Source organism: Daejeonella sp. (assembly GCF_030684675.1).
In the GTDB taxonomy this organism is placed as follows: Bacteria; Bacteroidota; Bacteroidia; order Sphingobacteriales; family Sphingobacteriaceae; genus Daejeonella.
Window position 1 is genome coordinate 1 of sequence record NZ_JAUXXZ010000042.1, and the last position, 23,572, is coordinate 23,572.

The window sequence follows — 23,572 nt, forward strand, 5'->3', positions numbered from 1 at the left end:
TCCTATATTTTATCGGACAAACCAAATGGTACAACAGCAAATTCTTATTATGACGTTTATGAATATGTTCACTCATAAAACAAATATAAGATTAGGCCAGAACCCCGAAGCAGAGCTTCGAGGAATTCTTTTGATTAAATTTCCTAATTACACTCCATATAAAACCTGACATGTGTTTATCACCCTCGGGTATATCCAAAAAAGGTTTAAATTTATTTGCACTTAACAAACCCTACAATTCAAGATTTGCAAATAAATTGAACATGAAAAAACCGGCTTCATACATCCTGATCTTAATCCTTGGCCTTGCGGCAGGAATCTTCATCAGCCAGAACGAAACGATATGGAATACCCTGAAAAAACCATTCACCGATACCTTCACCCCCTTTGATGATACCCGCCAAAGCAATTGGGATACCGATTTTAAAGTTGTTGATATACAATCGACACTGGATAATTCTTTACAAAAGGCCTATTTCTTTAAATCTAATGCTTCTGCGCCTAAGCCATTAGTGGTGAGTCTGCATAGCTGGAGCGGCAATTATGAACAGAAAGATGAACTGGCAGCACTCTCAAAAACAAAAGACCTGAACTATATCCATCCGGATTTCAGAGGGGTAAACTGGACAAAAGACGCTTGCTGCAGCGATCTGGCTTTGGCTGATATTGATGATACGATCGACTATGCGATCAAAAATTCCAACGTAGATCTCTCCAGAATATATGTGATCGGTTCCAGCGGTGGTGGTTATGCAACTTTGGCAACTTTTATGAAATCAAGACATTTAATCAGACGCTTTTCTGCCTGGGTTCCGATTTCTGATCTGCCTGCCTGGTATGCTCAAAGCAAAATCATGGGTACAAAATATGCACAAAACATATTGGATTGCACAAGTTCTAAGGACAGCCTGAACATGGAAATTGCGATTAAGAAATCTCCCATTTATTGGAAAACCCCTGTTGAAAAATTGAACACGACTGAATTTCAAATCTATGCCGGTGTTTATGATGGAATTCAGGGCAGTGTACCAATTACTCATTCGATCAATTTTTACAATAAAGTATTAAAAGATAAGCTGGTAAGTGATAGTTCCATTTATGTAAGTAATTCTGAGAAGCTTAACTTACTGGAACACAGAAAGGCCCTTGGCGAATTCGGAAGTATTGCAGGCAGAAAGGTATTTCTGAAAAAACAATCCGGCAATTTAGGTCTGACCATTTTTGAGGGAAATCATGAAATGCTTACTGAATATGCCTTTAATGAACTGATAAGAGAGTAGGCTGATTGATTTCTGACTCATTTATAAAAAGATGTTTTTACATTTTTTACACAATTAACTCTCAATATTCCAATATCTTCGGTATTTTAAAAATTAAACTAACCATTAAAACTATGAAGAAAATATCAATCCTGTTTACTGCAGTAATCTGCAGTTTAATCACCCTGAATGCTGATGCTCAGCTTCGCATGCCACAGTCGAGCAGTTCTCAAACCCTTATCCAGGAATTCGGAATGGGAAAAGTAACTGTTAAATATTCACGGCCCAATATCAAGGGAAGAAGTATTTCGGCCGACCTTGCACCATATGGAGAAGTATGGCGTACAGGTGCCAATGATGCTACAGTAATAAGCTTCAGCGATGCGGTTACACTCGAAGGAAATGCGGTAGCTGCTGGCGAATACGCATTGTTTACAATCCCAGGTAAAGATGAGTGGACTATAATTTTGAATAAGGAAACCAAACAGTGGGGTGCCTACAGTTATAAACAATCAGAAGATGTTTTACGTTTTAAAGTTAAAACTGCCAAACTGAAAGAAAAAGTAGAAACCTTCACAATCACCTTTAACGATGTAACAACCTCAACAGCAAGGCTTGATTTAATATGGGGTAATATCAGAGTCCCGGTAAATATGACAACAGATGTTGATTCGAAAGTAATGGCCGGAATTGACGAGGCTATGAAAGGAGAGAAAAAACCATATTATCCGGCGGCAGTATATTATTTTGAGAATGGCAAAGATCTGACCAAGGCATTGGAATGGATTAGCATAGCAGAAGCTGGAGATCAGAAAGCACCCTGGTTCAAATATCAGAAAGCCCGTATTCAGTTAAAAATGGGAGATAAAGCCGGTGCTGCGCAAACTGCCAAAGCCGGAATTGAAGCTGCCAAAGCAATGAACAATGCTGAATACATCCGCCTGAATGGAAAGATTCTGGCTGATGCCGGTGGTCGCTAGTTATTAATCTTATTTAAATCATAAAGCCTTCCTTGTGAAGGCTTTATGATTAATAAACTGTCTGATTATCAATCCATTTATTCCTCTGAACTATGAAATGGGCTTTCGCAATACAACGCAAAATCCGGTTAGCCATCGTGCTGGCTATCATGATGCTCTTTGTCATCTTATTTAGTTTGATGGAGTCATACAATGTGAGCGCAATCTCTAAATCATTTAACTCGATTTATGAGGACAGACTAATTCCGGCGGTTGATCTATACGCTATTTCAAGTCATATTCATACCAAACGCAATAAGCTGGTAACTTTCCTGTTTACCGGAAAGATTAGTCAGAAGGAAATTAGTATTGCCCTAAGTTCTTCAAATAAACAATTGGATTCACTGATCAGTAAGTATGAGAATACTCATCTGGTTAAGGCCGAAACCAATCATCTTCAAAATCTCAAAAAAAACCTTAAAACTTTTGAAAGGGATGAATTGCTGCTGATCAATGCTGCTTCAGAGAATAAGGAGCTGGCAAAAACTCTTTACCTGAATACTACGGTACAACTTTATGATGAAATGGATAAGGATTTGATCGAACTGACAAAGGTTCAATCTGAAATAGGTAAAGAATTGCTGGCTGAATCAGTCAAGAGCCAGTTGAGTTCCGACTTTATTTCCAGACTTCAGATTATAATTGCAATTATTCTGGGGCTGATTATTATGATCCTGATCCTTACAGACAAACAAGTTGTGCTTAAGCAGGAGAAATTTAACTTGAATTAATTGCTGAGAGGGAGGTGATTTGATTTTAAGATTCAGTAATAATAAACTCAAATCTCATTTAATAGTTAATACCTCACTACGTGTCCCGCATCTTCAATAGCCCTGATGATCTCAACTTTTAGCAGCGTATCAGGGCAGGTAACCTCAGCTCTTCCTCTTTCTGTTATGACATGAGTGATCCCAAGCTTTTTGATGGAGTCAGATACCACCTGCTGCTTGTGCATTCGGGTCATGGTTGGAATTTCAAATAATACAGTTTTCATTTTTTTTAAATAATTGAAAGCAATTATATTTAAGACGTTGGGCTTAAGTTAAATGCTACTTCCGGATGAATTATATTACTTAGATTTTACTTCAATTCGCTTATTTCATCAGCGGAGATAATGATAGCATCCCATGTCCGTGCAGGTACCGGTACCAGCGCAAACTTTGCTTTGATGAGACCCAGGCTTTCAGGTACTTCATTTATCGCAGCCTCTTCCCAAACCTTTGCAGGAACTGGTACATAAAAGGTTCTGTAATCTTTAGCTAATTCTGCCGGAGCTTCTGCATCAGGATTTCCCCAAACAAATTCAGCTACCGGTATTAAAGCCGATTTAGCTTTTACAAATTTTAAGTTCTCAGGAACATCAAGTTCATTTGGCGTCCAATCACGTGGTGATACCGGTATAAAGGAGTGTGTACATTTTGCTGAGTGATCGTCCATGTGCTTTACATTTGAGAACGATTCGGTATTCAGAAAAAGGATAAATAATGCGATTAGTGTGTTAAGTATTGTTTTCATAATAGTTTCGTTTTTTTTCTTCAAATGTATAGCGGATATCAGAGCCAGCCTATAGGAATTAGGCAGGTAAGGCTGAGAACTCGGTGAAAAAGGGGAAAATATCGGTGAAAACGGAAATTGATTATTTTACCGTGGAATGGGAATAGCGAATGGGAAATAGGAAATGGGAAATAGGAAATAGGAAATCGATAACAAGGAATCCGTAATTCGTAATTGTTAACTCGTAATTGGAAATGGGAATTCCGGGGATTTAGGAAAGCAATTTCTGACGAAGTAAGAATTCAAGCTGATCATTGGAAACAGCCAGTTTACTGTTCATTTCCTTGATCTCTTTATTTGCTTGATAAACTTCAAAAGCCTTTTTTATGGTTTCATTAAGCTCCTGCTCACTCCAGGGCTTACTGAGGTAATGGTATATTTTACCTTTATTTACCGCATCAATAACCGCATTCATATCGGCATAACCGGTAAGGAGGATTCGGACAGGATCAGGGTACTTTTCAATGATCTTTTCCAGGAATTCTATTCCTGTCATATTAGGCATACGCTGATCAGTAATGATAATTTCAACCGGTTTGGTCTCCAGAATTTTAATTGCATCATCTGCACTTGAAGCAATCAATACATTATATTTAAGCCGGAAAGTAGCCTTGAAAGAAACAAGGTTATTTTCTTCGTCATCAACATACAGTATATCGATCTTTTTATCAGACATTTGTTACAACATTAAAATTTTAGCAAAAATAAGTATAAATAATAAAAAGCTTACCATTTATCAAGTAAATTATACTTCGTAACATTTTTTTGTTGAAATTATCAAATAAGAATATAAGCATTCTTCTGAAGGATAATGCTGAATATACCACCTTAAAATGGAAATAGAATTTAACAATGGCAATCCGGTAGTCAGATTAAGAGCTTTTAGGGCAATTGATGATCGCAGATCATGTGAGTTGTTTGTGGAGGGTCATAAGCGGGTTTTAACGAGCATCGGAGTTGAAAAAGTAACCTCATCCAATAATGAGTGGATGGATAATCCTGCTGCATTCGTTATGATTGTGGAATCACTGGATAAGCAAAATGTCTACGGAGGTGCCAGGATACACGTGGCGGGGGGATCTGAGCCGCTTCCTATTGAGCAGGCTACCGGAGCACTCGATCCTTCCATTTATGAACTGGTATGGCAGTATGCCCAGAAAGGTACCGGAGAGGGTTGCGGACTGTGGAATTCAAGGGAAATCGCCGGCTATGGCATTGGCAGTATATTTCTGACAAGAGTTGGGGTAGCTATGTCCAGGCAAATCGGTCTTGATTCATTATTTGGTCTATGTGCTCCATATACTGTAAAGATGGCTCAGAGTGTAGGCTATGAAATTGAATATGGAATAGGAAATAATGGCACTTTTTATTACCCAAAACTCGATCTTGTTGCTACTGTCTTAATTCTGAGAGATCTGAAGAACCTGAGTGCGGCAGATGATGAGAACAAGGAAGCCATCATTTCATTGCGTGAAAATCTAAAATGTGTACGTATTGAAGAGCTCCGAAATAAGAAAATTGAAATCCACTACGATATCGAAATACCCAATATGGATAAATGGGATTTACAGGCAACTATTGCAAATGCTAAGAAATTAACATCTACCAAAAGCATTGATGAGCAAAACATCAATTTACTGTAAATCGATTTAAAATTTGTCAATATCTGGTATTTTGGTACATTAAACATTATTACATTAACCTAATCTAACCTATGAATACCAGGCTTTCTGAGCTGATAAAAGCATCCGGACAGATGCAGCTTGTTTATAAACCCGTATTTCTCAGAATAACTGACCCATTAGAAAAAATAGCCCTCGATCAGTTGATTGAGAATCAGGTGTCCTTTTTTCATGATGAAATTTATGGTCAGTTGCAGGAACTGGTTAAAATGAAAAATCCGGCAGTGCGCATAAAACCTGAGGAATATCCTGAGTTAATACAAAAGCATTTAGGAGGCCGGGATATCCATTCTTATGGGGTATGGGTATATTATCCATGGAGCAGGCGTTTGGTTCATATGCTGGATGAGGAAGAATTTATCAGGGTAAGAAGTAACCGAAATCAGTATAAAATAACCTTAAAAGAGCAGGAAATATTAAGTACGAAGCGCATTGGTATCATTGGCTTGTCTGTGGGTCAGTCAATTGCTTTAACACTAGCCATGGAGCGTGGTTTTGGGGAACTCCGTCTTACTGATTTCGATACACTTGAATTAAGTAATCTGAACCGGATCCGCTCGGGTGTTCACAATCTTGGAATACCAAAGGTGGTAATCACAGCAAGAGAAATCGCTGAAATGGATCCTTTCCTTAAAGTCATCTGCTTCTTTAACGGATTGAACGAAGAAAACATGGATAGTTTCTTCAGCGATAACGGGAAATTAGATCTTTTGGTTGATGAATGTGATGGTCTGGATATAAAAATACTGGCTCGTTTCAAGGCGAGGGAACTTCGAATTCCGGTTATTATGGATACCAGCGACCGCGGTATGCTTGATGTTGAACGCTTTGATCTGGAACCAAACCGACCTTTACTGCATGGAACCATTGAAAATGTTGATCCACAAAACATTAAAAATCTAAGTACCGAAGATAAAATACCGGTGATGCTGCAAATGCTTGGAGTTGAAAACATCTCCCTGAGAGCTAAAGCATCAATGATAGAAGTTGAACAAACGATCAATACCTGGCCTCAGCTTGCTAGTTCAGTTGCTCTTGGAGGCGCAGTAGGGGCAGATGTCAGCCGGCGGATTCTTTTGGATCAATATCATGACTCAGGACGTTATTATATCGATTTGGAAGAACTCATTGCCGATAAAGAAAAACATTCAGATGATAAACCGGTAACAAGACTGAACCCTTTCAAGCCATTAACGGTTGAAGAACTGGAAAAAATTGCCTCGAGAGTGCTTCTACCATTAATGCCTGATGATATTTACCCCGATAAAGAAAGTATCAGCAGCATAGTAGCGGCAGCGACAGCGGCCCCCTCAACAGGAAACGACCAGCCCTGGAAATGGTACTATAGAAAAGGTACTTTATTCCTTTTTCATGATGAGTTCAGATCTCATTCATTTGGTGATTTTCAGAAAACAGCCTCCTTCATTACCTTTGGAGCGGCTTATGAAAACCTGTATGTCCATGCCCTTAGCTTAGGAATTGAACCTTATTATTCATTCTTTCCTGACGAATCTTCAGAAAAACTAGTTGCCACAATCAGATTCAGAAAACTAAATCCAAACTCGCTTAGTGATCTTTTGAAGCCATTGGATCAGGCAATTTTCAAACGCCATACTAATAGGATTATAGCTCCAAAGGGCGAAATATCAGTTGATATTTATACAAGGCTGGCAACATTGGCTGAATCTATACCGGGTGCAAAAGTCAGGTTCTTTACTGATGAAAATGATATGAGGAGTATGGCCCGGATTATCGGAGCCTGTGACCGTATGCGATTGCTTCATCCTGAAGGACATTACGATTTTGTTCATCGTGAAATGCGCTGGACTCCGGAGGATGCAGAAAAAACACTAACCGGCATAGATATCCGAACTCTGGAGCTTGGAAATTCATTGATGGCAGCGATGGGAGTGATTAAAAGTGAAAAAGTGATCGATGCCGTAAAGCAGTTTGGAGGAGGCAATGCACTTGGTATGCTTGCAATGCGTACCGTATCAACAGCATCGGCACTATGTATGATCAGCATCCCGGGATATGATCTGAAAAATTTCTTTGAAGGCGGGCGTTCTATGGAAAGATTCTGGCTTGAGGCTACAAACCTCAATCTGGCTATTCATCCGGTAATTTCTCCGCTCTACCTTTTTTCGCGTATTTTGCATGGTGAAGGTGAGGGACTCGATGAAAAAAATATCAAAGAGCTTCAGTATTTAAGAGAAGCTTTTAATAAAATTGCCGGCACCGGGAATAACGATGCGGAGGTATTTCTTACAAAGATAGCCATAGCGAAAGAGCCCGTATTAAAAGCTCATCGCTTGCCTGTTAAAGATATTCTGAGTTTTGACGAATAGCTAAATGAACAATGGATTATTCAGCTTTGAAATATTAAGAATGAAGAAGTACTACTGGATCCTTCTAATTTTACCCCTGCTCTGTTCAATGATGGCTTCCGCCCAGGAAGTAGTCATTTTTAAGGGTGGTAACCTGGTTATTGGTAATCATGTATCTATTCTAGAAGACAAAACAAATAGCTTAAGCATAAAAGAAGTTGTCGATTCAGATGCTTTTGTACTCTCAGATGTTCCTATTCCTAACCTTCAGTTAAGCCGGTCTGATTTCTGGATCAGGTTCAGCATAAAAAATGAAAGCGATCAGGAGCAAATCTTACTTGCACTCGAATACCCGATGCTTAGTACCTGTGAGTTCTATTCAATGGCAGATAGAAGTGTCCAGAAATTAAGTTATGATGAGGCATTCTCCAAAAGGAAATATAAACACCAGAATTTCATTTTCGATATTAATCTTGCCAAAGGAGCGACTTCTGTGTATTACTTACGGGTAAAAAGTTCAGAGCAGATGATCCTCCCACTGATTCTTGGATCAGCAAAAACCATGGCTGAGAAATTGGTTACGAATGACCTGGCCTGGGGAATTTTCATTGGTCTGATTTTGGTCATGGTTGTCTATAATTTCTTTATCTGGCTTTCGGTTAGGGACTCCAGTTATTTTTATTATGTCTTTTACAGTTTATTTGTCGGGCTCACACAGGTAACCCTTAGCGGATACACCTATCGCTTCATTCTATCTGATTCTCCCGGATTAAACCATCTCAGCATTATTCTGTTTGCCGGACTAGCCGGTGTGACGGGAAACCTATTTATGATGCACTTCCTGCAAACAAGGGAGAATACCCCTAAACTTCATAAAGCAACCTATGTTTCCATATTTATTTACAGCGCGGCAATAGTGTTACGCTTACTGGGCTATGATCAGGCAAGTTACAGGGCAATTGATATTGCAGCGGTAACCACTGTATTGCTTACTTTCACTGTGACGATTTCACTATCATTAAAAGGGTATCGTCCGGCGATTTTATTCTTACTTGCTTTCAGTATATTTTTTACGGGTTTATTATTATTTGTACTTCGAAATATTGGAGTGATCCCATACAATGACTTTAGTAACTATACCAAAGAAGGTGGTATTGCATTAAATGTGGTCGTATTGGCATTTGCTCTTGCCGACAAGATTAATACCTTTAAACGTGAAAAGGAAAGATCACAGGAAGAGACATTAGTGGCATTGAAGGAAAACGAACGGATCATCCGGGAGCAAAATGTAATCCTTGAAACCAAAGTAAATGAACGTACCCAGGAACTCAGTCAGGCGAATTCAGACCTTAGCCAGACACTCATTGATCTGAAAGAAGCAGAAGGACAATTGGTAGAAGCAGAAAAAATGGCATCACTTGGACAGTTAACAGCGGGTATTGCTCATGAAATAAATAATCCTATTAACTTCGTTACATCCAACATAACACCTCTTAACCGGGATGTTGATACATTAATCGACTTTATTGAGGAAATGGAAAAAATAGGTTTATCTGATCTCTCGGTCGAAGAAAAGAAAAAACAAATTGAGGAGCAAAAAGAGGAACTTGATTATGATTATTTAAAACTGGAAATATCACAACTGCTTAAAGGGATACACGAAGGAGCTTCCAGAACTTCTGAAATTGTAAAAGGATTGAGGGTTTTCTCCCGATTGGATGAGGACGACCTGAAGAAAGCCAATATAAATGATGGGCTTGACTCAACATTAATTGTGATAAATAACTTGTTGAGTAACAAAATTAAGCTGGAAAAAGTATACAGTGATATTCCAATGATTGAATGTTACCCGGGTAAACTCAATCAGGTATTTCTGAATATTATTTCAAATGCGATTTATGCAATTGATAAGAAGTTTGGCGATGAACAGGGTGGTATTTTGAAGATAAGTACCAGCAATAATGAGAAAAGCATATTCGTTAAAATAGAAGATAACGGTATTGGAATGGATGAGATCACAAAGAAAAAGATCTTTGAACCCTTTTTTACCACAAAAGATGTAGGCGAAGGAACTGGTCTTGGAATGTCAATTGCTTACAATACAATCAAAAGACATCAGGGCGAAATACAGGTTAACAGTACTCCGGGCCTTGGAACAGAATTTATTCTGGAATTGCCAATAATTCTCGATCTTACAGCAGAAATTTAAGTGGAAAAACAGGAAAAAATAAAAATTCTTTATGTTGATGATGAGATTAACAACCTAACTGGTTTTAAGGCATCATTCAGGATGAATTATAATATCATGATTGCCGTGAATGCGACTGATGCAATGCAGCATTTGAGTTCTCATCCGGATATCAGGGTTATCTTTTGCGATCAGCGAATGCCCGGAAAAACCGGGGTTCAGTTTTTTGAAGAGATCAGAAGCCGTTATCCTAAACCAATCAGGATATTGCTAACGGGCTATACCGATATCGATTCAGTAATCGACTCCATAAACCTCGGTAATGTCTTTAGATATGTAAAAAAACCCTGGGCAGATGATGATATTCTTGGTGCTATCAATGAAGCCAATAAATTTTATGTCTCAAATTCACTGCTCGCTGTAAAGAACGAAGAACTACAACGGGCTTATAATGAGCTTGATAAATTTTCATACAGCGTGACTCATGATATGAGGGGGCCGCTATTGAGTGTTCTTGGTGCCATTGAAGCCGCTCAGCATATGGATGATATTACCGAGATCAGAAAAATGCTGATGATGATGAAGGATTCAGTCAGAAATCTGGATGACTTTATTCAAAGTATTCACGATTATTATAATTTGAATAGAGGAGATCTTGAAATTAAAGAGATCGATTTCAATGAATTAGTTGATGAGCAAATTAAAATCTTCAATTTTACATACCTGATGAGTGACGTCACTTTCAACACGAAAATCATACAAAAAGAAACTTTCAGGGGTGATATTTTATCTGTTAAACTTATTCTGAATAATCTTTTGTCTAACGCTTTTAAATATCAGAAAAAAGATAATAAGAATAAAATCGTTGATCTGAATATACTGGTTGAAAATGGTTATGCCGTAATTGATGTTATCGATAATGGTGTAGGTATCGCCGAAAATTATCTTGGTGACATTTTCAATATGTTCTTTAGGGCAAGTACACAAGATGTTGGTTCGGGATTTGGATTATATAATGTAAAAGCTGCAGTAACTAAATTAAATGGAAAAATTACCGTAGATTCAGAAGTAAATAAGGGAACACATTTTAAGGTTCTGGTTCAAAATAAATGAGATGTCGGCTCAGATTCCAAACTTTATTATAATTGATGACAGTCGGCTGGACTGTTTTATAGCCGAAAAGATCATACAGAATTCGGGAACGTACTCCAGTGTAAAATCTTACATGGAGGCAACAGAGGCTTATGAAGCAATAAAAAATGGGCTTATTGGAGATGATTCAATCATCACTATAATTATTCTGGATATTCAAATGCCTGTAATGAATGGTTTTCAATTTGTAGAGGTATTTGAACAGCTCCCTAAAGAGATTCAGTCAAAATTTGCAATTTTCTTATTCAGCTCTTCAATCAATGAGAATGATAAGAACAGACTTGAAAATTATCCTTCTATCATTCGTTTTTACAGTAAGCCCATTTCTAAAGACACTGTTGCCCAAATGATTGAACAGGTCTGATTTCTGTATTGATTCAAAATTATTTTAAACCCAGTACACTCAGTCCCTGCTCAAAAATTACATCTACCGGTATTCCCTTTTTACTAAGCCGATCGAGATCTGATTGGAGATCATTCTGAACAAGCGCCATTTCCTTCTGAACCTTTTCAACAGCAGCCTTGTCGCCATTTCCCTGAAGTGTTAGTATTTCTCTGCTCAAATCATTCATCGCCAACTCAAATTTTTCATAATTTACTTTGTACCGGCCCTTTGCTGTTCTCTCAAATGCACCCTTTTTATTGAAGAAATTAAAACAAAGCATATTGGCTTTTCCATGTGCTTCACCGGCACCAAATCGAACCGAACGTAGGATACCGGCCATGAAGGTGGTATAATATTCTTTAATATCCCCTTCAAGTTCACCCTTCTTCAGCAAACTATTTACCATATAAAGTCCCAGAATATCAGCTTTTCCTTCTTCCAGCCATGAATACTGCTCCTGCAGTGCCTCCCTTACAAAGCCTTTGCCATTTATTGTAGATTTGATCCCCAGTCCGTGAGCAACCTCATGGAACATTACATTGGCAAAAAAAGCATCAAAACTAAGGTGACTTTGCTGACTTTCATCAATTAGTTCAGCCGCTATAGGCAGCATGATCTTATCGAACTTCGCCCGCATCGCGTTCTTTAATTGTGAACGCCTGGTTCCCTTTTTCTGCTGGATCATTTCATCATTCGGAAGGTTAACAGCAATAGTCTTTCCACCTGAATTACCATCACCGGCATAATATACCACATCAAATGCTGCAAGTTGTGAAGAGGTTCCCGGGGATTCCTTTTTATAGGCTGCATCAACAGGAAGTCCCCTTTGAAGTTCAGGCAACATGGCTACGTACTTTTCGAGACGTTTGCTCCACTCCTTGTCTTTTACCAGTACATAGCTCTCAAAAGCAGCACGGGCATTGAATAATCCATCTTCATAATTCTCTATCGGGCCAATGATGATATCAAGTCCGCTATTGGTCATATCCATCCAGGCAAAGTCACTAGGCATATAATTATCAGTAAGAAAAGCCTCTGCTCTTAAGGTCAGATATTTTTTTAGCTGAATCTCCTCTGTGATCTGAGCTGCCTGTAAAAGCAAATCAGCAGCCTTTTTAAGTTCATCCTTAAAATAAACACTGTAGGGAATGGATATCAGTTTTCCTGACTCATTTCTACGTATCATGGAATACAAACCCTTTTTATCAGAAACATCTGATTTCTCTAACTCTTCACGGGTCATATCGACAGGATAAAAGCCTGAACCTAATGGTTTATCCCCTATTCCATTTACAAAAGGCTTATTGTCATTCAAACGATCCCAGGGACCGTAGTTGATCTTAATAAATTCTCTGGTCTTCTCATCTTTCACAGCCAACATCAAACTATCCCGCTGCGGATAACTCTGCATCCAAAAAAGTTCATCCATTATCTCAGCTGCCCTGATTAGCAGTGGTAAAACTTTGCGTTCATTCTCGCTAAGTTTTTCAATATCTGTAGTGAGTCTCACCTTAGCATAAATCGGAAGCCTTTCTGCCACATAAGCCTTTAAACTGTCATTTTCCTTCGAAATCTGTTTATCTGAATTGTTTGAACAGGAAGAAATAAAGATTAATGCCATTGACCCCAAAATCAGGGTCTCTTTTAAATTAAATTTCATTTTCGGATTAGTTTAAGGAAGAATAAATATAGTAAAAATATGGTGTGGGGTTCTAAAAGCTGAATTTCTGTGCCCTTGCATAAGTATTCTTCACTATTTGACGGTTAAACCGGCAGGTCCAGAGCATCAATTCAAGGATTAGTAATTGAATTTCAACTCAAGCTAATCAATTCCAATTATCTTACTTTCGGCTTACAATCGACTAATAATTAGAGAAATAAAGTGATTAGATTTGCCGAAATATCGTACATATACATTATTACTTTCTTTATCCTATAAATTTGATTGATGCCCTTTTCGAAAAATGTGCTGCTGTTTGGTTTTCTGCTTTTCTTCTGTTCGTTCAGTGTAAATGCTCAGGATAACTATACTATAAACGGGCTCGTGAAAGATTCCCTTTCAGGTGAAACCCTGATTGGAGTCACACTCAAATTTACCGCAACAAGCCAATCCGGCACCAGCACTAATGCCTATGGTTTCTACTCCTATAAACTTATTCCGGGTGAATATACTCTGAGCGTTAGTTATATTGGCTACAGGTCCATAAACAGGAAGGTCAGCATCAATTCAGATCTCAGGCTCGACCTGAATATGGTCCCTGATAATATTCTGGAAGAGATTGTGATCAGTTCTGAAAAAAGGAATGACAATATTGTCAATGCTCAGATGGGTGTTGCTAAGATTAATCTAAGTGAAATCAGGAATGTTCCGGTTCTTTTCGGAGAGCGCGATGTTCTGAAAACCCTGCAACTGCTTCCGGGGATAAAATCGGCAGGTGAAGGAAACAGCGGATTTTATGTTCGTGGAGGTTCGACCGACCAGAATCTGATTCTGCTTGATGAGGCACCCGTTTACAATGCTTCGCACTTACTTGGCTTCTTTTCTACTTTCAACTCTGATGCAATTAAGGATGTTAGCGTTTTTAAAGGAGGGATGCCTGCGCAATATGGCGGAAGACTTTCTTCTGTACTCGACATTAGAATGAATGATGGAAATAAGAAGGAGTTTACCGCCGAAGGAGGAATTGGACTTATATCATCCCGATTAAAAGTTGAAGGCCCGCTGATTAAAGACAAAAGCTCTTTCATGATCAGTGGCCGCAGAACTTATGCCGATGCTTTTCTAGCTCTTTCAAAAGATAGTTCCATCAATAAAAATACTCTCTATTTCTATGATCTCAATGCAAAGGTCAACTACCAGATAGACGATAAGAATACTCTTTATCTTTCGGGATATTTTGGCCGCGATGAACTGGGGCTGAGTGAAACTTTTGGCTTCGACTGGGGTAATGCGACTTCAACACTTCGATGGAATCATTTATTCAGCAATCGCTTATTTTCAAATACTTCCCTGATTTACAGCAATTATAATTATGTGATCGAGAACTTTCTGGAGGAGAACAACTTCCGGGTGAATTCCTCCATCAGGGATATGAATTTAAAGCAGGACTTTCAGCTGGCTTTAAATAATAGCCACAATATCCGTTTTGGACTCGATTTGATCCATCATACCATTGCACCAGGAAATATTACCGCAAGCGCCACATCAAGTGTAAACGAAGTAACCATTGAAAAACGTAAGGGAAATGAAATAGCAGCCTATATTTCTGATGAATGGGAAGTCAACGATAAGTTTAATTTGGTTTATGGATTAAGAGCAAGCTCATTCTATCTTTTTGGGCCGGGTGTTTTTCCTACCTATGACAAGAATGGAATAACAACTTCATCCAAAGCCTATACTTCCGGTCAGCTGGTAAAGTCGTATTTTAATCTTGAACCCCGTATTTCTGCAAGCTACCAGTTGAATGAATTTTCATCATTAAAAAGTTCCTATACCCGCAATACTCAGAATCTGCATCTGATGTCGAATTCAACAGCCAGTTCCCCAACTGATTTATACATCATGAGCAGTAATAATGTCAAACCTGAAATCGCTGATCAGATAGCCCTGGGATATTTCAGAAACTTCAATAATGATAATTATGAATTTTCTACAGAGCTTTATTTCAAACAGATGCAGAATCAGATAGATTACAGAAGCGGTACTGATCTGAGGGGCAATACCAATGTTGAGTCTGAACTTCTTTTTGGTGGTGGAAGGGCCTTTGGTATAGAACTATTTCTTAAAAAACGATTTGGCAAATTAAATGGTTGGGTAGGATATACACTCTCAAAAACTGAGCGTAAGTTTAATGATATTGATCTGGGTAAATGGTTCAATGCCAAACAGGATCGCACCCATGACCTCTCTTTGGTTGGTATTTATAAAGCTACTGAAAGATGGACTTTTTCATCAACCTTTGTATTTAATACCGGGAATGCAGTTACTTTTCCGGCAGGTAAATATCAGCTAAACAATAAAACAGTTTATTATTATCCTGAACGTAATTCTGACAGAATGCCTAACTATCATCGTCTGGATCTGTCGGCTACCCTCGAAGGTAAACCCGGCAGGAAATTACAGTCGAGCTGGTCATTTGGCATTTATAATTTGTATAACCGAAAAAATGCTTACTCCATAGATTTCAGGGATGACCTGGATAATCCAACCAGAACTCAGGCTGTGCGTACAACACTGTTCGGAATTATTCCTTCAATTACCTGGAATTTCAAATTTTAATCATGAAAAAGTATACTCAGAATTTAAGACTAATCTTTTGCCTGATTAATAGTATAGTACTCCTTTCTTCTTGCGAAAAGGTGATCGATCTTGAGTTAAAAAATGCCGATCCTTTGATTGTTATTGAAGGAACCGTCAGTAATCAAAGTGAAAACCATTTTGTAAGAATATCGAAAACAATTCCATTTCACCAATCAGCAAGCTTCAAAGGGGTAAAAGGGGCACAGGTTACATTAAAATCTTCTGCAGGCCTGTCAGTATCCTTTACGGAAGTAACCGAAGGGATTTACAGAAGCCCTCGTTTGAGAGGGACACCAGGTCTCACTTATACCCTGGATGTTCTTGTTGAAGGGAAAACTTATTCTGCAAAATCAACCATGCCCTCTCCGGTAATTCCGGATTCCATTGGATTCAAAACCCTTTCATTCTTTGGAAATTCAAATATCTATCCTACGGTTTATTATAATGATCCTCCAAAAATTCAAAACCAGTACCGCTACATTTTAAGGGTCAATGGGAAACTTCAGGGTGATCTTGTTTTTGAGGATCGCTTCAATGACGGAAACACAGTTTCTGATGTTATCATCTATGATGGTGACGACGATATAAAATCGGGAGATATTGTGGATATAGAAATGCAATCTATTGACCGGAACGTATTCAAATACTTCTTTGCCCTCAGCCAGATAGGCGGAAACGGCGGCCCCCCGGTGGCTCCGGCAAACCCGGAATCTAATTTCAGTAATAGAGCATTGGGTATTTTTAATGCCTGTACAAAATCGACTAAATCTGTTGTTCTAAAATAGGGATATCAATGATATCACATTACTGTGATTATCACATTTGAGAGTCTATCGTCAACAGGAATCTGACAGGCCAGTCGGATATCATCGATTCCTGGAGCCAACCTGAGCAGTGTTGTTGCCTCATTTCTCATAAATCCGGAAGCTTTTTCAAACCCTTCAATTCTAACGATACAAGTACCACATCTTCCCATTCCACCGCATTGCCCAAAATCATCTGTAAATAATCTGTCTTCTATAAGGCATTTCAAATCCCTGTACTCACCGGCATAGGTTTGTATTTTATATTCCTCAGATGAATAGAATACAGTCAAACATATTTTATTAAAAGGCTGAGGCATTTATTTTATAAATGGAGTTTTGTCCAAATTTTGCTGCTACTGATCGATTTCGTAATCAGGGTTTATGCTTATGTGAAGATTATCTCCGAAGGTAAATAAATTTTATAAAAGATGGTTTTATCTTTTATAAAAAATGCCATATATTTGTCTAATAATAAAGATATTATGAGCCAAAAGACAGATATAAAGGGAATAGATGATATCAAAATTATGGTTGATGTGTTCTACCAGAAGGTTCGTGAAGACGAATTACTGGCACCTATATTTAATTTCAGACTTTCAACACATTGGGAACCGCATCTTGAAAAGATGTATACTTTCTGGAATGCAGCATTATTCGGTGTAAAAGGGTACAATGGTAATCCATTCATCAAACACGCAACGATGGAACTTGGCGAAGAGCATTTCGAACGATGGATGAACCTATTCAACGAAACGGTTAATACACATTTTGAAGGATCTGTGGCTGAAGATGCCAAAACAAGGGCAGGCATAATGGCAAGTATGTTCATGCATAAAATTGAACAGATCAAACAAAATTCTACCAGGCCAATATTCTGATAATCAATGATTTCAAAAGCTTGTCAATACGGAATACGCGCAGCTATTTTTATCGCATCCAGGCGTAATGATGGTATTAAGCTTAATGTCAAACAAATAGCCTGCGAAGTTGATGCACCAGAGGCATTTACGGCAAAAATATTACAGGAGCTTAATAAGCACCGCATCATAACCTCATTGAAGGGACCTTATGGTGGTTTCTTCATTGAAGAATTTCAACTGGAACAGCCAGTTATAAATATTGTGAATGCGATTGATGGTATGTCGGTATTCAAAGAATGCGGGCTTGGTCTGAAACAATGCTCAGCTTCACACCCATGCCCCATGCATGATCAATACAAAATAGCCAGAGATGCCCTTCAAAATGCATTTCAGCAAACAAGCATTCGCCATTTGGCACTGCAGGTAAATGAGGGTAGCTCATTCATCAATAACCTGGTCTTAAAAAATTAAGGATTTTCAGGCGAGCAAAACAAGATTTTACCGAATTATAATTTTGTAAATTGCAGGATTTAATTTCCTTAAGCAATGCTACAAAAATTCATACAGCTATTTTTCTGCGGACTGACCCTCACTGCAATATCATGTTCTTCAGGACCATACGGGCCAACGAACAAGGCCTATAAAAATCAAACAAAAGAACTGAGTAAAACAATCAGAGCTACACCGGTGAATCCTACAGGCCAGGACTTTGTAGGAACAACCAATTTTGGGCTCAGAAAACCAAATTATGTGATCATTCACCATACTGCCCAAAATTCCACTGAGCAGACCTTAAAAACATTCATTACACCAAAAACTCAGGTGAGCGCCCATTATGTGATCGGTAGGGATGGCGTGATTTATCAAATGCTGAATGATTATTTAAGGGCATGGCATGGAGGAGCAGCAAAATGGGGGAATCTGACTGATATTAATTCTTCATCTATAGGAATAGAACTCGATAATAATGGCTTTGAGCCATTCTCAGAAGCGCAAATCAATGGCCTTTTAACTGTTCTGGCCAACCTCAAGAAAACACATACTATTCCGGCTGCAAATTTCATCGGACACTCAGACATAGCACCTGGCAGAAAAGTTGATCCCAATATTACTTTCCCATGGAAAAAGCTAGCAGAAAATGGATATGGGCTCTGGCAGGATCAGGTGTTGACAGATTCAGTTCCAGAATCGTTCAACCCGATCGAAGCACTCAGAATCATTGGATATGACATCAAAAATCCGGAAAACGCTATTAAATCATTCCAACTTCACTTTGTGCAGAAAGAATTGACAGGTATTCTTAATGAAGAGGAAAAACAAATTCTCTTCAATCTGTATAAAAAATACTTATAGTTTAAGATCAGGATTTTTGAGATTCTTTTGCCCAGGTATCTTTTAATGTAACTGTCCGGTTAAATACCGGTCTACCTGGTGTTGAATCACTGTCCAGGCTAAAGTACCCTTTGCGAATGAACTGGTAACCCCGGTCCGCCTCAGGATTCATCAGATCAGGCTCAATAAAAGCATTGCTGATCACCGTTAAACTATCCGGGTTAATGTAGTCTTTGAAATTACCGTCTTCATTGGAAGGATCTTCTACCCTGAACAATCGATCATACAATCGTATTTCTGCTGTTTGTGCTGCTTTGGCACAAACCCAGTGAATTGTTCCCTTAACATGAATCCCACTGGTATCAGTCCCGCTCCTTGATTCAGGAATATAAGTACAATGAACTTCCGAAACATTACCGCTTTCATCCTTTACAAAACTATCACAACGAACAATGTAAGCATGCTTCAGACGCACCATTAGGCCTGGACCCAGCCGGAAGTATTTTTTAGTGGGCTCTTCCATAAAGTCATCCCGCTCAATCCATAGCTCAGAACTAAACGGAATGTGACGGAATCCATCGCCACCTTCCATCTCAGGATTATTTTCACCCTCCATTAATTCGGTCTTTCCTTCCGGATAATTACTGATCACAAGTTTTAATGGTTCAAGTACCACCATCCTTCGCCAGGCACTTTTGTTCAGATCCTCACGGATACAGAATTCAAGTAAACTCAGGTCTATGAGATTTTCACGTCGGGCTATACCAATACGTTCACTAAAATTGCGAATTGAAAGTGGAGTATAACCACGGCGGCGCAAGCCACTGATAGTCGGCATCCTTGGATCATCCCAACCACTTACATGATTTTCATTAACCAGTTGAAGCAACTTTCTTTTGCTCATCACTGTATAATTCATATTCAGACGGGCAAACTCATATTGCTTAGAAGGAAAATTATTTAACTTATGGATAAACCATTCATAAAGCGGGCGATGCGGAACAAATTCAAGAGTACATATAGAATGGGTGATTTCTTCAAGCGAATCAGACTGCCCGTGGGCAAAATCATACATTGGGTATATACACCATTGATCACCTGTACGGTGATGATGGGCATGTTTTATACGATACATCAGCGGGTCGCGAAGATGCATATTGGGTGAAGCAAGATCAATTTTAGCACGTAACACCCTGGCTCCATCAGGGTATTTCCCCTCCTTCATACCTCTGAAAAGCTGTAGATTTTCTTCAATGCTCCTGCTGCGGGATGGCGTAGGCTTTCCTGGTTCAGTGGGTGTCCCTTTGGCGGCGGCAATTTCCTCAGCCGATCCGTCTTCCACATAAGCCAATCCCTTTTTGACTAGTTCGAGGGCAAAATCATATAACTGATCAAAATAATCTGATGAGTACAACTCTTTATCCCATTTAAAACCAAGCCATTGAATATCTTTCTTAATGCTGTCGACATATTCAACATCTTCGGTTGTAGGGTTGGTATCATCAAACCTGAGGTTGGTTTTACCATTATATTTCGCTGCGATACCGAAGTTCAGGCAAATTGATTTAGCATGCCCGATATGCAAATAGCCGTTTGGCTCAGGAGGAAAACGTGTCAGAACACGACCACCGTTTTTGCCATTCCGAATATCATCTTCAATGATCTCTTCTAAAAAATTTAATGATCTTTCTTCACTCATAACCAGATTTCGAGGCTGCAAAAATAACAAAATTTATTTGCGGGGACAGCTTATTCGTTTTCAGGACAATTCCAATCTGTTCCATAAACGAAATGAGGTATACAATTCAATTTTCTTCTTACTTTTACATAATATCAATTATGACAGAATCCCTAAATCGCCCCATTCGGGTACTGGTTGCCAAAGTCGGACTGGATGGTCATGACCGTGGTGCAAAAATAATTGCTAGCTCTCTTCGGGATGCAGGAATGGAGGTGATTTATACCGGACTCCGTCAGACACCAGAAATGGTTGTTAATACCGCCCTGCAGGAGGATGTGGATGCCATTGGCGTTTCAATTCTTTCGGGTGCCCACATGACTGTTTTTCCAAAAATAATTCACTTTATGAAAGAAAAAGGTCTGACAGACGTTCTTGTTACTGGTGGAGGAATAATACCTGACGATGACATGAAAACCCTTCATGATCTGGGGGTGGGTAAACTCTTTCAACCCGGTACAAATACCGGTGAGATAGTGTCTTTCATCAAAAAATGGGTGTCAGAGAACAGAAAGTTCTAATCCCAAATTCTTAATAAAAACCGGGCGAAGATCAGCCCTAATTATAATTTCTTGAATAATGAACTATTCCAACCTGCTCATCGAAAATCGTGAACGAATTTTATATATAACAATCAATCGCGAAAGCAAACTTAATGCACTTAATAAAGCCACTCTGGCCGAACTTCATGATGTAATTACAGGTTCAGTCCATGATGATGAAGTTGGGGGACTGATAATAACCGGGGCCGGACAAAAGGCCTTTGTTGCTGGGGCAGATATTTCTGAATTTGCTGACTTTAATGCCGACGAAGGAAGGGAACTTGCCCGCGAAGGACAAATTAAGGTATTTGATGTTATTCAAAACCATTCAAAACCGGTAATTGCTGCTATAAACGGCTTTGCATTAGGTGGTGGTCTTGAACTTGCGATGGCTTGTCATATCAGGGTGGCAGCATCCGGAGCTAAAATGGGACTTCCTGAAGTAAGTTTAGGGCTTATACCAGGCTATGGTGGCACACAAAGATTGACCGAACTTATTGGTAAGGGAAGAGCCATGGAAATGATCATGACAGCAGATATGATCAATGCGGAAGATGCATACAGAACCGGACTTGTAAACCATGTTTTTGAAGCAGACGATCTTCTGACAAAGGCCGCTGAACTCATGAAAAAGATAATGACCCGCTCCCCATTTGCAGTAGGCTGTGCCATCAGAGCGATTAATGCAGCTTCAGCAGATGGTATCAATGGCTATGAAACGGAGATTTCAGAGTTCTCAAATTGCTTCGGATCAGAAGATTTCAGGGAAGGAGTAGCTGCATTTTTGGGTAAAAGAAAGGCTGAATTTACAGGCCGGTAAGAAAACTACTATTAAAAAGTGTAGAAAATATTTCCCAATTATTAATAAAATGCTTAAATTAGCAACATAATCATCTAGTTATCAGCCTCTCGGTTTACCTATATACCCATGAATAAAATATTAATAATCGATGACGAAATAAACATTGGCATTCTTTTATCAAAATTCCTGACCAGAAATGGATTCGAAGTAAAAACAAGTACCAACGGAATCAGTGCGTTGGAGTTAATGACAAAGGAGGAATTTGATCTGGTTCTTTGTGATTTTCGACTCGAGGACACCGATGGAAGGGAGATGTTAAAAAAGATCAAAACTTCCTATCCCAATACCGGAGTGATTATCATTACGGGTTATTCTGATATAAAACTGGCTGTTGAATTAATTAAAATGGGGGCCTTTGACTACATCTCCAAACCGCTTTACCCGGATGAAATACTAAATACCATCAATAAAGCACTTGAGGCTCAAAAAATAATTAATCAAACTGAATCGAAAGAACCAGAGGCAGAAAAGCGCAGGGAAAATAGTGGAAGCGTAATTCCTGAAGAATTTGTTGCCGGGAAAAGTCCGGCTTCTCTTGAATTACTGAAACAAATCAAACTGGTAGCTCCAACCAATTACAGTGTAATACTTAATGGTGAGAGCGGTACAGGTAAGGAATCGGTTGCAAAAAGCATTCATTTTAATAGTCCCAGAAAAGATAAACCATTTATTGCGATGGACTGTGGTTCCCTGACAAAGGATCTCGCAGGAAGTGAGTTTTTCGGTCATGAAAAAGGGTCATTTACAGGTGCAATGTATACCAAAATAGGTCATTTTGAAATGGCCAACGGAGGAACACTCTTCCTGGATGAGGTTGGGAATCTTTCTTATGAGATTCAGGCAGCATTGTTAAGAACTGTTCAGGAACGCAAAGTAAAACGAATTGGAAGTACTAAGGAAATCGATCTCGATGTACGTATCCTGGTTGCCACGAATGAAAACCTGAGTGATGCGATTCAAAAAGGCCGCTTCCGGGAAGACTTATTCCATCGTTTCAATGAATTTAATATCACCATACCTCCATTGCGCGATCGTGGTAAAGACATCCAGCTTTTTGCCGAACATTTCTTAAAAGAGGCCAATGCTGAATTAAACAGAAACGTCACTGGCTTCTCTTCAGAAGTGATAGACTGTATGATGACTTATAACTGGCCAGGAAATGTACGAGAGTTAAAAAATGTGATTCGACGCGCAACCCTGATCACTGAAGGAAATGAAATACAGCTCAAGGCTTTGCCACTTGAAATCTCAACATTTGCAAAAGCTTCTGCGCTTGAAAGTAGTTTTGGCTCTAATGTTGCTGTTAATCCAAACAAGCATGACCTTAAAAATGCGGCAATGGAAGCTGAATATGAAACCATTCTGAATGTTTTGAAAGAAGTGAATTTCAATAAGACAAAGGCCGCTAAAATTTTGAATATAGACCGAAAGACACTTTATAATAAAATGAAAGCGATCAATCTGGACTAAATACCAAACAAAAGGAGAAATCAGATAAACCCGCTTCAGGACCAGGCGGGTTTTATTATTTTAAAGACCCCAATTTAGGGACATTCAGCAGAAAAA

Annotated in this window: 22 protein-coding genes; 16 read left to right on the forward strand and 6 right to left on the reverse strand. The window is 38.9% G+C overall.

The genetic code is table 11. From position 1 onward, the window contains the following. Window positions 1-263: 263 nt before the first annotated feature. The 3 genes from Q8M41_RS08295 to Q8M41_RS08305 all read left to right on the forward strand — a co-directional run bounded on the left by Q8M41_RS08295 (window position 264) and on the right by Q8M41_RS08305 (window position 3,009). The gene (locus tag Q8M41_RS08295) at window positions 264-1,280 is read left to right on the forward strand and encodes a S9 family peptidase (RefSeq protein WP_305364787.1); all 1,017 of its coding nucleotides are present in this window, start codon (window positions 264-266) and stop codon (window positions 1,278-1,280) included. 113 nt (window positions 1,281-1,393) lie between these two features. Beyond that, entirely contained in the window at window positions 1,394-2,239 is an 846-nt protein-coding gene (locus Q8M41_RS08300; protein ID WP_305364788.1) for a DUF2911 domain-containing protein, read from the forward strand. Between the two features lie 92 nt (window positions 2,240-2,331). Then, window positions 2,332-3,009: an MCP four helix bundle domain-containing protein gene (locus Q8M41_RS08305; protein WP_305364789.1), complete on the forward strand. Its 678-nt coding sequence runs from the start codon at window positions 2,332-2,334 to the stop codon at window positions 3,007-3,009. A 65-nt stretch (window positions 3,010-3,074) separates the two neighbouring features. Here the strand turns inward: Q8M41_RS08305 and Q8M41_RS08310 are convergent, their stop codons facing one another. The 3 genes from Q8M41_RS08310 to Q8M41_RS08320 all read right to left on the reverse strand — a co-directional run bounded on the left by Q8M41_RS08310 (window position 3,075) and on the right by Q8M41_RS08320 (window position 4,508). After that, window positions 3,075-3,272 carry a hypothetical protein gene (locus Q8M41_RS08310; RefSeq protein ID WP_305364790.1) on the reverse strand — a complete coding sequence of 66 codons (198 nt, stop codon included), beginning with the start codon at window positions 3,270-3,272 and terminating at the stop codon, window positions 3,075-3,077. An 86-nt stretch (window positions 3,273-3,358) separates the two neighbouring features. Beyond that, window positions 3,359-3,793, reverse strand: coding sequence for a hypothetical protein (locus Q8M41_RS08315; RefSeq protein ID WP_305364791.1), 435 nt, complete (start codon window positions 3,791-3,793; stop codon window positions 3,359-3,361). A gap of 250 nt (window positions 3,794-4,043) precedes the next feature. Then, complete coding sequence (locus Q8M41_RS08320) at window positions 4,044-4,508, reverse strand: response regulator (RefSeq protein ID WP_305364792.1); 465 nt, start codon at window positions 4,506-4,508, stop codon at window positions 4,044-4,046. 157 nt (window positions 4,509-4,665) lie between these two features. On the opposite strand from Q8M41_RS08320, the gene Q8M41_RS08325 reads away from it, so the two are divergent. The 5 genes from Q8M41_RS08325 (at window position 4,666) to Q8M41_RS08345 (ending at window position 11,545) form a co-directional block, all read left to right on the forward strand. Next, window positions 4,666-5,475 (forward strand): hypothetical protein, encoded by an 810-nt coding sequence (locus tag Q8M41_RS08325; RefSeq protein WP_305364793.1) that lies wholly within the window; start codon window positions 4,666-4,668, stop codon window positions 5,473-5,475. 71 nt (window positions 5,476-5,546) lie between these two features. Continuing rightward, window positions 5,547-7,862 (forward strand): Rv1355c family protein, encoded by a 2,316-nt coding sequence (locus Q8M41_RS08330; protein WP_305364794.1) that lies wholly within the window; start codon window positions 5,547-5,549, stop codon window positions 7,860-7,862. A gap of 40 nt (window positions 7,863-7,902) precedes the next feature. Further along, window positions 7,903-10,050, forward strand: coding sequence for a 7TM diverse intracellular signaling domain-containing protein (locus tag Q8M41_RS08335; RefSeq protein WP_305364795.1), 2,148 nt, complete (start codon window positions 7,903-7,905; stop codon window positions 10,048-10,050). Continuing rightward, window positions 10,051-11,142: a hybrid sensor histidine kinase/response regulator gene (locus Q8M41_RS08340; protein ID WP_305364796.1), complete on the forward strand. Its 1,092-nt coding sequence runs from the start codon at window positions 10,051-10,053 to the stop codon at window positions 11,140-11,142. Window position 11,143: 1 nt separating this feature from the next. Continuing rightward, on the forward strand, window positions 11,144-11,545 hold the full coding sequence (locus tag Q8M41_RS08345; protein WP_305364797.1) for a response regulator: 402 nt from the start codon (window positions 11,144-11,146) through the stop codon (window positions 11,543-11,545). Between the two features lie 19 nt (window positions 11,546-11,564). Here the strand turns inward: Q8M41_RS08345 and Q8M41_RS08350 are convergent, their stop codons facing one another. Continuing rightward, entirely contained in the window at window positions 11,565-13,226 is a 1,662-nt protein-coding gene (locus tag Q8M41_RS08350) for a Zn-dependent hydrolase (protein ID WP_305364798.1), read from the reverse strand. A gap of 288 nt (window positions 13,227-13,514) precedes the next feature. Here Q8M41_RS08350 and Q8M41_RS08355 point away from each other — a divergent pair, with 288 nt between their 5' ends. Both Q8M41_RS08355 and Q8M41_RS08360 read left to right on the forward strand, forming a co-directional pair. Then, on the forward strand, window positions 13,515-15,845 hold the full coding sequence (locus tag Q8M41_RS08355; protein WP_305364799.1) for a TonB-dependent receptor: 2,331 nt from the start codon (window positions 13,515-13,517) through the stop codon (window positions 15,843-15,845). A gap of 2 nt (window positions 15,846-15,847) precedes the next feature. Then, window positions 15,848-16,651, forward strand: coding sequence for a DUF4249 domain-containing protein (locus Q8M41_RS08360; RefSeq protein WP_305364800.1), 804 nt, complete (start codon window positions 15,848-15,850; stop codon window positions 16,649-16,651). A 14-nt stretch (window positions 16,652-16,665) separates the two neighbouring features. On the opposite strand, the gene Q8M41_RS08365 is transcribed toward Q8M41_RS08360, so the two are convergent. Continuing rightward, on the reverse strand, window positions 16,666-16,962 hold the full coding sequence (locus Q8M41_RS08365) for a 2Fe-2S iron-sulfur cluster-binding protein (protein WP_305364801.1): 297 nt from the start codon (window positions 16,960-16,962) through the stop codon (window positions 16,666-16,668). A 192-nt stretch (window positions 16,963-17,154) separates the two neighbouring features. On the opposite strand from Q8M41_RS08365, the gene Q8M41_RS08370 reads away from it, so the two are divergent. The 3 genes from Q8M41_RS08370 (at window position 17,155) to Q8M41_RS08380 (ending at window position 18,885) form a co-directional block, all read left to right on the forward strand. Then, window positions 17,155-17,550, forward strand: coding sequence for a group III truncated hemoglobin (locus Q8M41_RS08370; RefSeq protein ID WP_305364802.1), 396 nt, complete (start codon window positions 17,155-17,157; stop codon window positions 17,548-17,550). A 6-nt stretch (window positions 17,551-17,556) separates the two neighbouring features. Next, a complete protein-coding gene (locus tag Q8M41_RS08375; protein WP_305364803.1) occupies window positions 17,557-18,003 on the forward strand; it encodes an Rrf2 family transcriptional regulator in 447 nt (148 codons plus the stop codon). Window positions 18,004-18,078: 75 nt separating this feature from the next. After that, window positions 18,079-18,885: an N-acetylmuramoyl-L-alanine amidase gene (locus Q8M41_RS08380; protein ID WP_305364804.1), complete on the forward strand. Its 807-nt coding sequence runs from the start codon at window positions 18,079-18,081 to the stop codon at window positions 18,883-18,885. Window positions 18,886-18,892: 7 nt separating this feature from the next. Here the strand turns inward: Q8M41_RS08380 and Q8M41_RS08385 are convergent, their stop codons facing one another. Then, on the reverse strand, window positions 18,893-20,563 hold the full coding sequence (locus tag Q8M41_RS08385) for a glutamine--tRNA ligase/YqeY domain fusion protein (RefSeq protein ID WP_305364805.1): 1,671 nt from the start codon (window positions 20,561-20,563) through the stop codon (window positions 18,893-18,895). A 140-nt stretch (window positions 20,564-20,703) separates the two neighbouring features. On the opposite strand from Q8M41_RS08385, the gene Q8M41_RS08390 reads away from it, so the two are divergent. The 3 genes from Q8M41_RS08390 (at window position 20,704) to Q8M41_RS08400 (ending at window position 23,476) form a co-directional block, all read left to right on the forward strand. Next, window positions 20,704-21,123: a cobalamin B12-binding domain-containing protein gene (locus tag Q8M41_RS08390; protein ID WP_305364806.1), complete on the forward strand. Its 420-nt coding sequence runs from the start codon at window positions 20,704-20,706 to the stop codon at window positions 21,121-21,123. A gap of 58 nt (window positions 21,124-21,181) precedes the next feature. Then, window positions 21,182-21,964 carry an enoyl-CoA hydratase/isomerase family protein gene (locus Q8M41_RS08395; RefSeq protein WP_305364807.1) on the forward strand — a complete coding sequence of 261 codons (783 nt, stop codon included), beginning with the start codon at window positions 21,182-21,184 and terminating at the stop codon, window positions 21,962-21,964. Between the two features lie 108 nt (window positions 21,965-22,072). Next, complete coding sequence (locus Q8M41_RS08400; RefSeq protein WP_305364808.1) at window positions 22,073-23,476, forward strand: sigma-54 dependent transcriptional regulator; 1,404 nt, start codon at window positions 22,073-22,075, stop codon at window positions 23,474-23,476. Window positions 23,477-23,572: the final 96 nt, after the last annotated feature.

Bases quoted from the DNA above. Each gene is read 5' to 3' on its own strand.
- Q8M41_RS08295 (WP_305364787.1), top strand. From the start codon at position 264: ATGAAAAAACCGGCTTCATACATCCTGATCTTAATCCTTGGCCTTGCG.
- Q8M41_RS08300 (WP_305364788.1), top strand. From the start codon at position 1,394: ATGAAGAAAATATCAATCCTGTTTACTGCAGTAATCTGCAGTTTAATC.
- Q8M41_RS08305 (WP_305364789.1), top strand. From the start codon at position 2,332: ATGAAATGGGCTTTCGCAATACAACGCAAAATCCGGTTAGCCATCGTG.
- Q8M41_RS08310 (WP_305364790.1), bottom strand. From the start codon at position 3,272: ATGAAAACTGTATTATTTGAAATTCCAACCATGACCCGAATGCACAAG.
- Q8M41_RS08315 (WP_305364791.1), bottom strand. From the start codon at position 3,793: ATGAAAACAATACTTAACACACTAATCGCATTATTTATCCTTTTTCTG.
- Q8M41_RS08320 (WP_305364792.1), bottom strand. From the start codon at position 4,508: ATGTCTGATAAAAAGATCGATATACTGTATGTTGATGACGAAGAAAAT.
- Q8M41_RS08325 (WP_305364793.1), top strand. From the start codon at position 4,666: ATGGAAATAGAATTTAACAATGGCAATCCGGTAGTCAGATTAAGAGCT.
- Q8M41_RS08330 (WP_305364794.1), top strand. From the start codon at position 5,547: ATGAATACCAGGCTTTCTGAGCTGATAAAAGCATCCGGACAGATGCAG.
- Q8M41_RS08335 (WP_305364795.1), top strand. From the start codon at position 7,903: ATGAAGAAGTACTACTGGATCCTTCTAATTTTACCCCTGCTCTGTTCA.
- Q8M41_RS08345 (WP_305364797.1), top strand. From the start codon at position 11,144: ATGTCGGCTCAGATTCCAAACTTTATTATAATTGATGACAGTCGGCTG.
- Q8M41_RS08350 (WP_305364798.1), bottom strand. From the start codon at position 13,226: ATGAAATTTAATTTAAAAGAGACCCTGATTTTGGGGTCAATGGCATTA.
- Q8M41_RS08355 (WP_305364799.1), top strand. From the start codon at position 13,515: ATGCCCTTTTCGAAAAATGTGCTGCTGTTTGGTTTTCTGCTTTTCTTC.
- Q8M41_RS08360 (WP_305364800.1), top strand. From the start codon at position 15,848: ATGAAAAAGTATACTCAGAATTTAAGACTAATCTTTTGCCTGATTAAT.
- Q8M41_RS08370 (WP_305364802.1), top strand. From the start codon at position 17,155: ATGAGCCAAAAGACAGATATAAAGGGAATAGATGATATCAAAATTATG.
- Q8M41_RS08375 (WP_305364803.1), top strand. From the start codon at position 17,557: ATGATTTCAAAAGCTTGTCAATACGGAATACGCGCAGCTATTTTTATC.
- Q8M41_RS08380 (WP_305364804.1), top strand. From the start codon at position 18,079: ATGCTACAAAAATTCATACAGCTATTTTTCTGCGGACTGACCCTCACT.
- Q8M41_RS08385 (WP_305364805.1), bottom strand. From the start codon at position 20,563: ATGAGTGAAGAAAGATCATTAAATTTTTTAGAAGAGATCATTGAAGAT.
- Q8M41_RS08390 (WP_305364806.1), top strand. From the start codon at position 20,704: ATGACAGAATCCCTAAATCGCCCCATTCGGGTACTGGTTGCCAAAGTC.
- Q8M41_RS08395 (WP_305364807.1), top strand. From the start codon at position 21,182: ATGAACTATTCCAACCTGCTCATCGAAAATCGTGAACGAATTTTATAT.
- Q8M41_RS08400 (WP_305364808.1), top strand. From the start codon at position 22,073: ATGAATAAAATATTAATAATCGATGACGAAATAAACATTGGCATTCTT.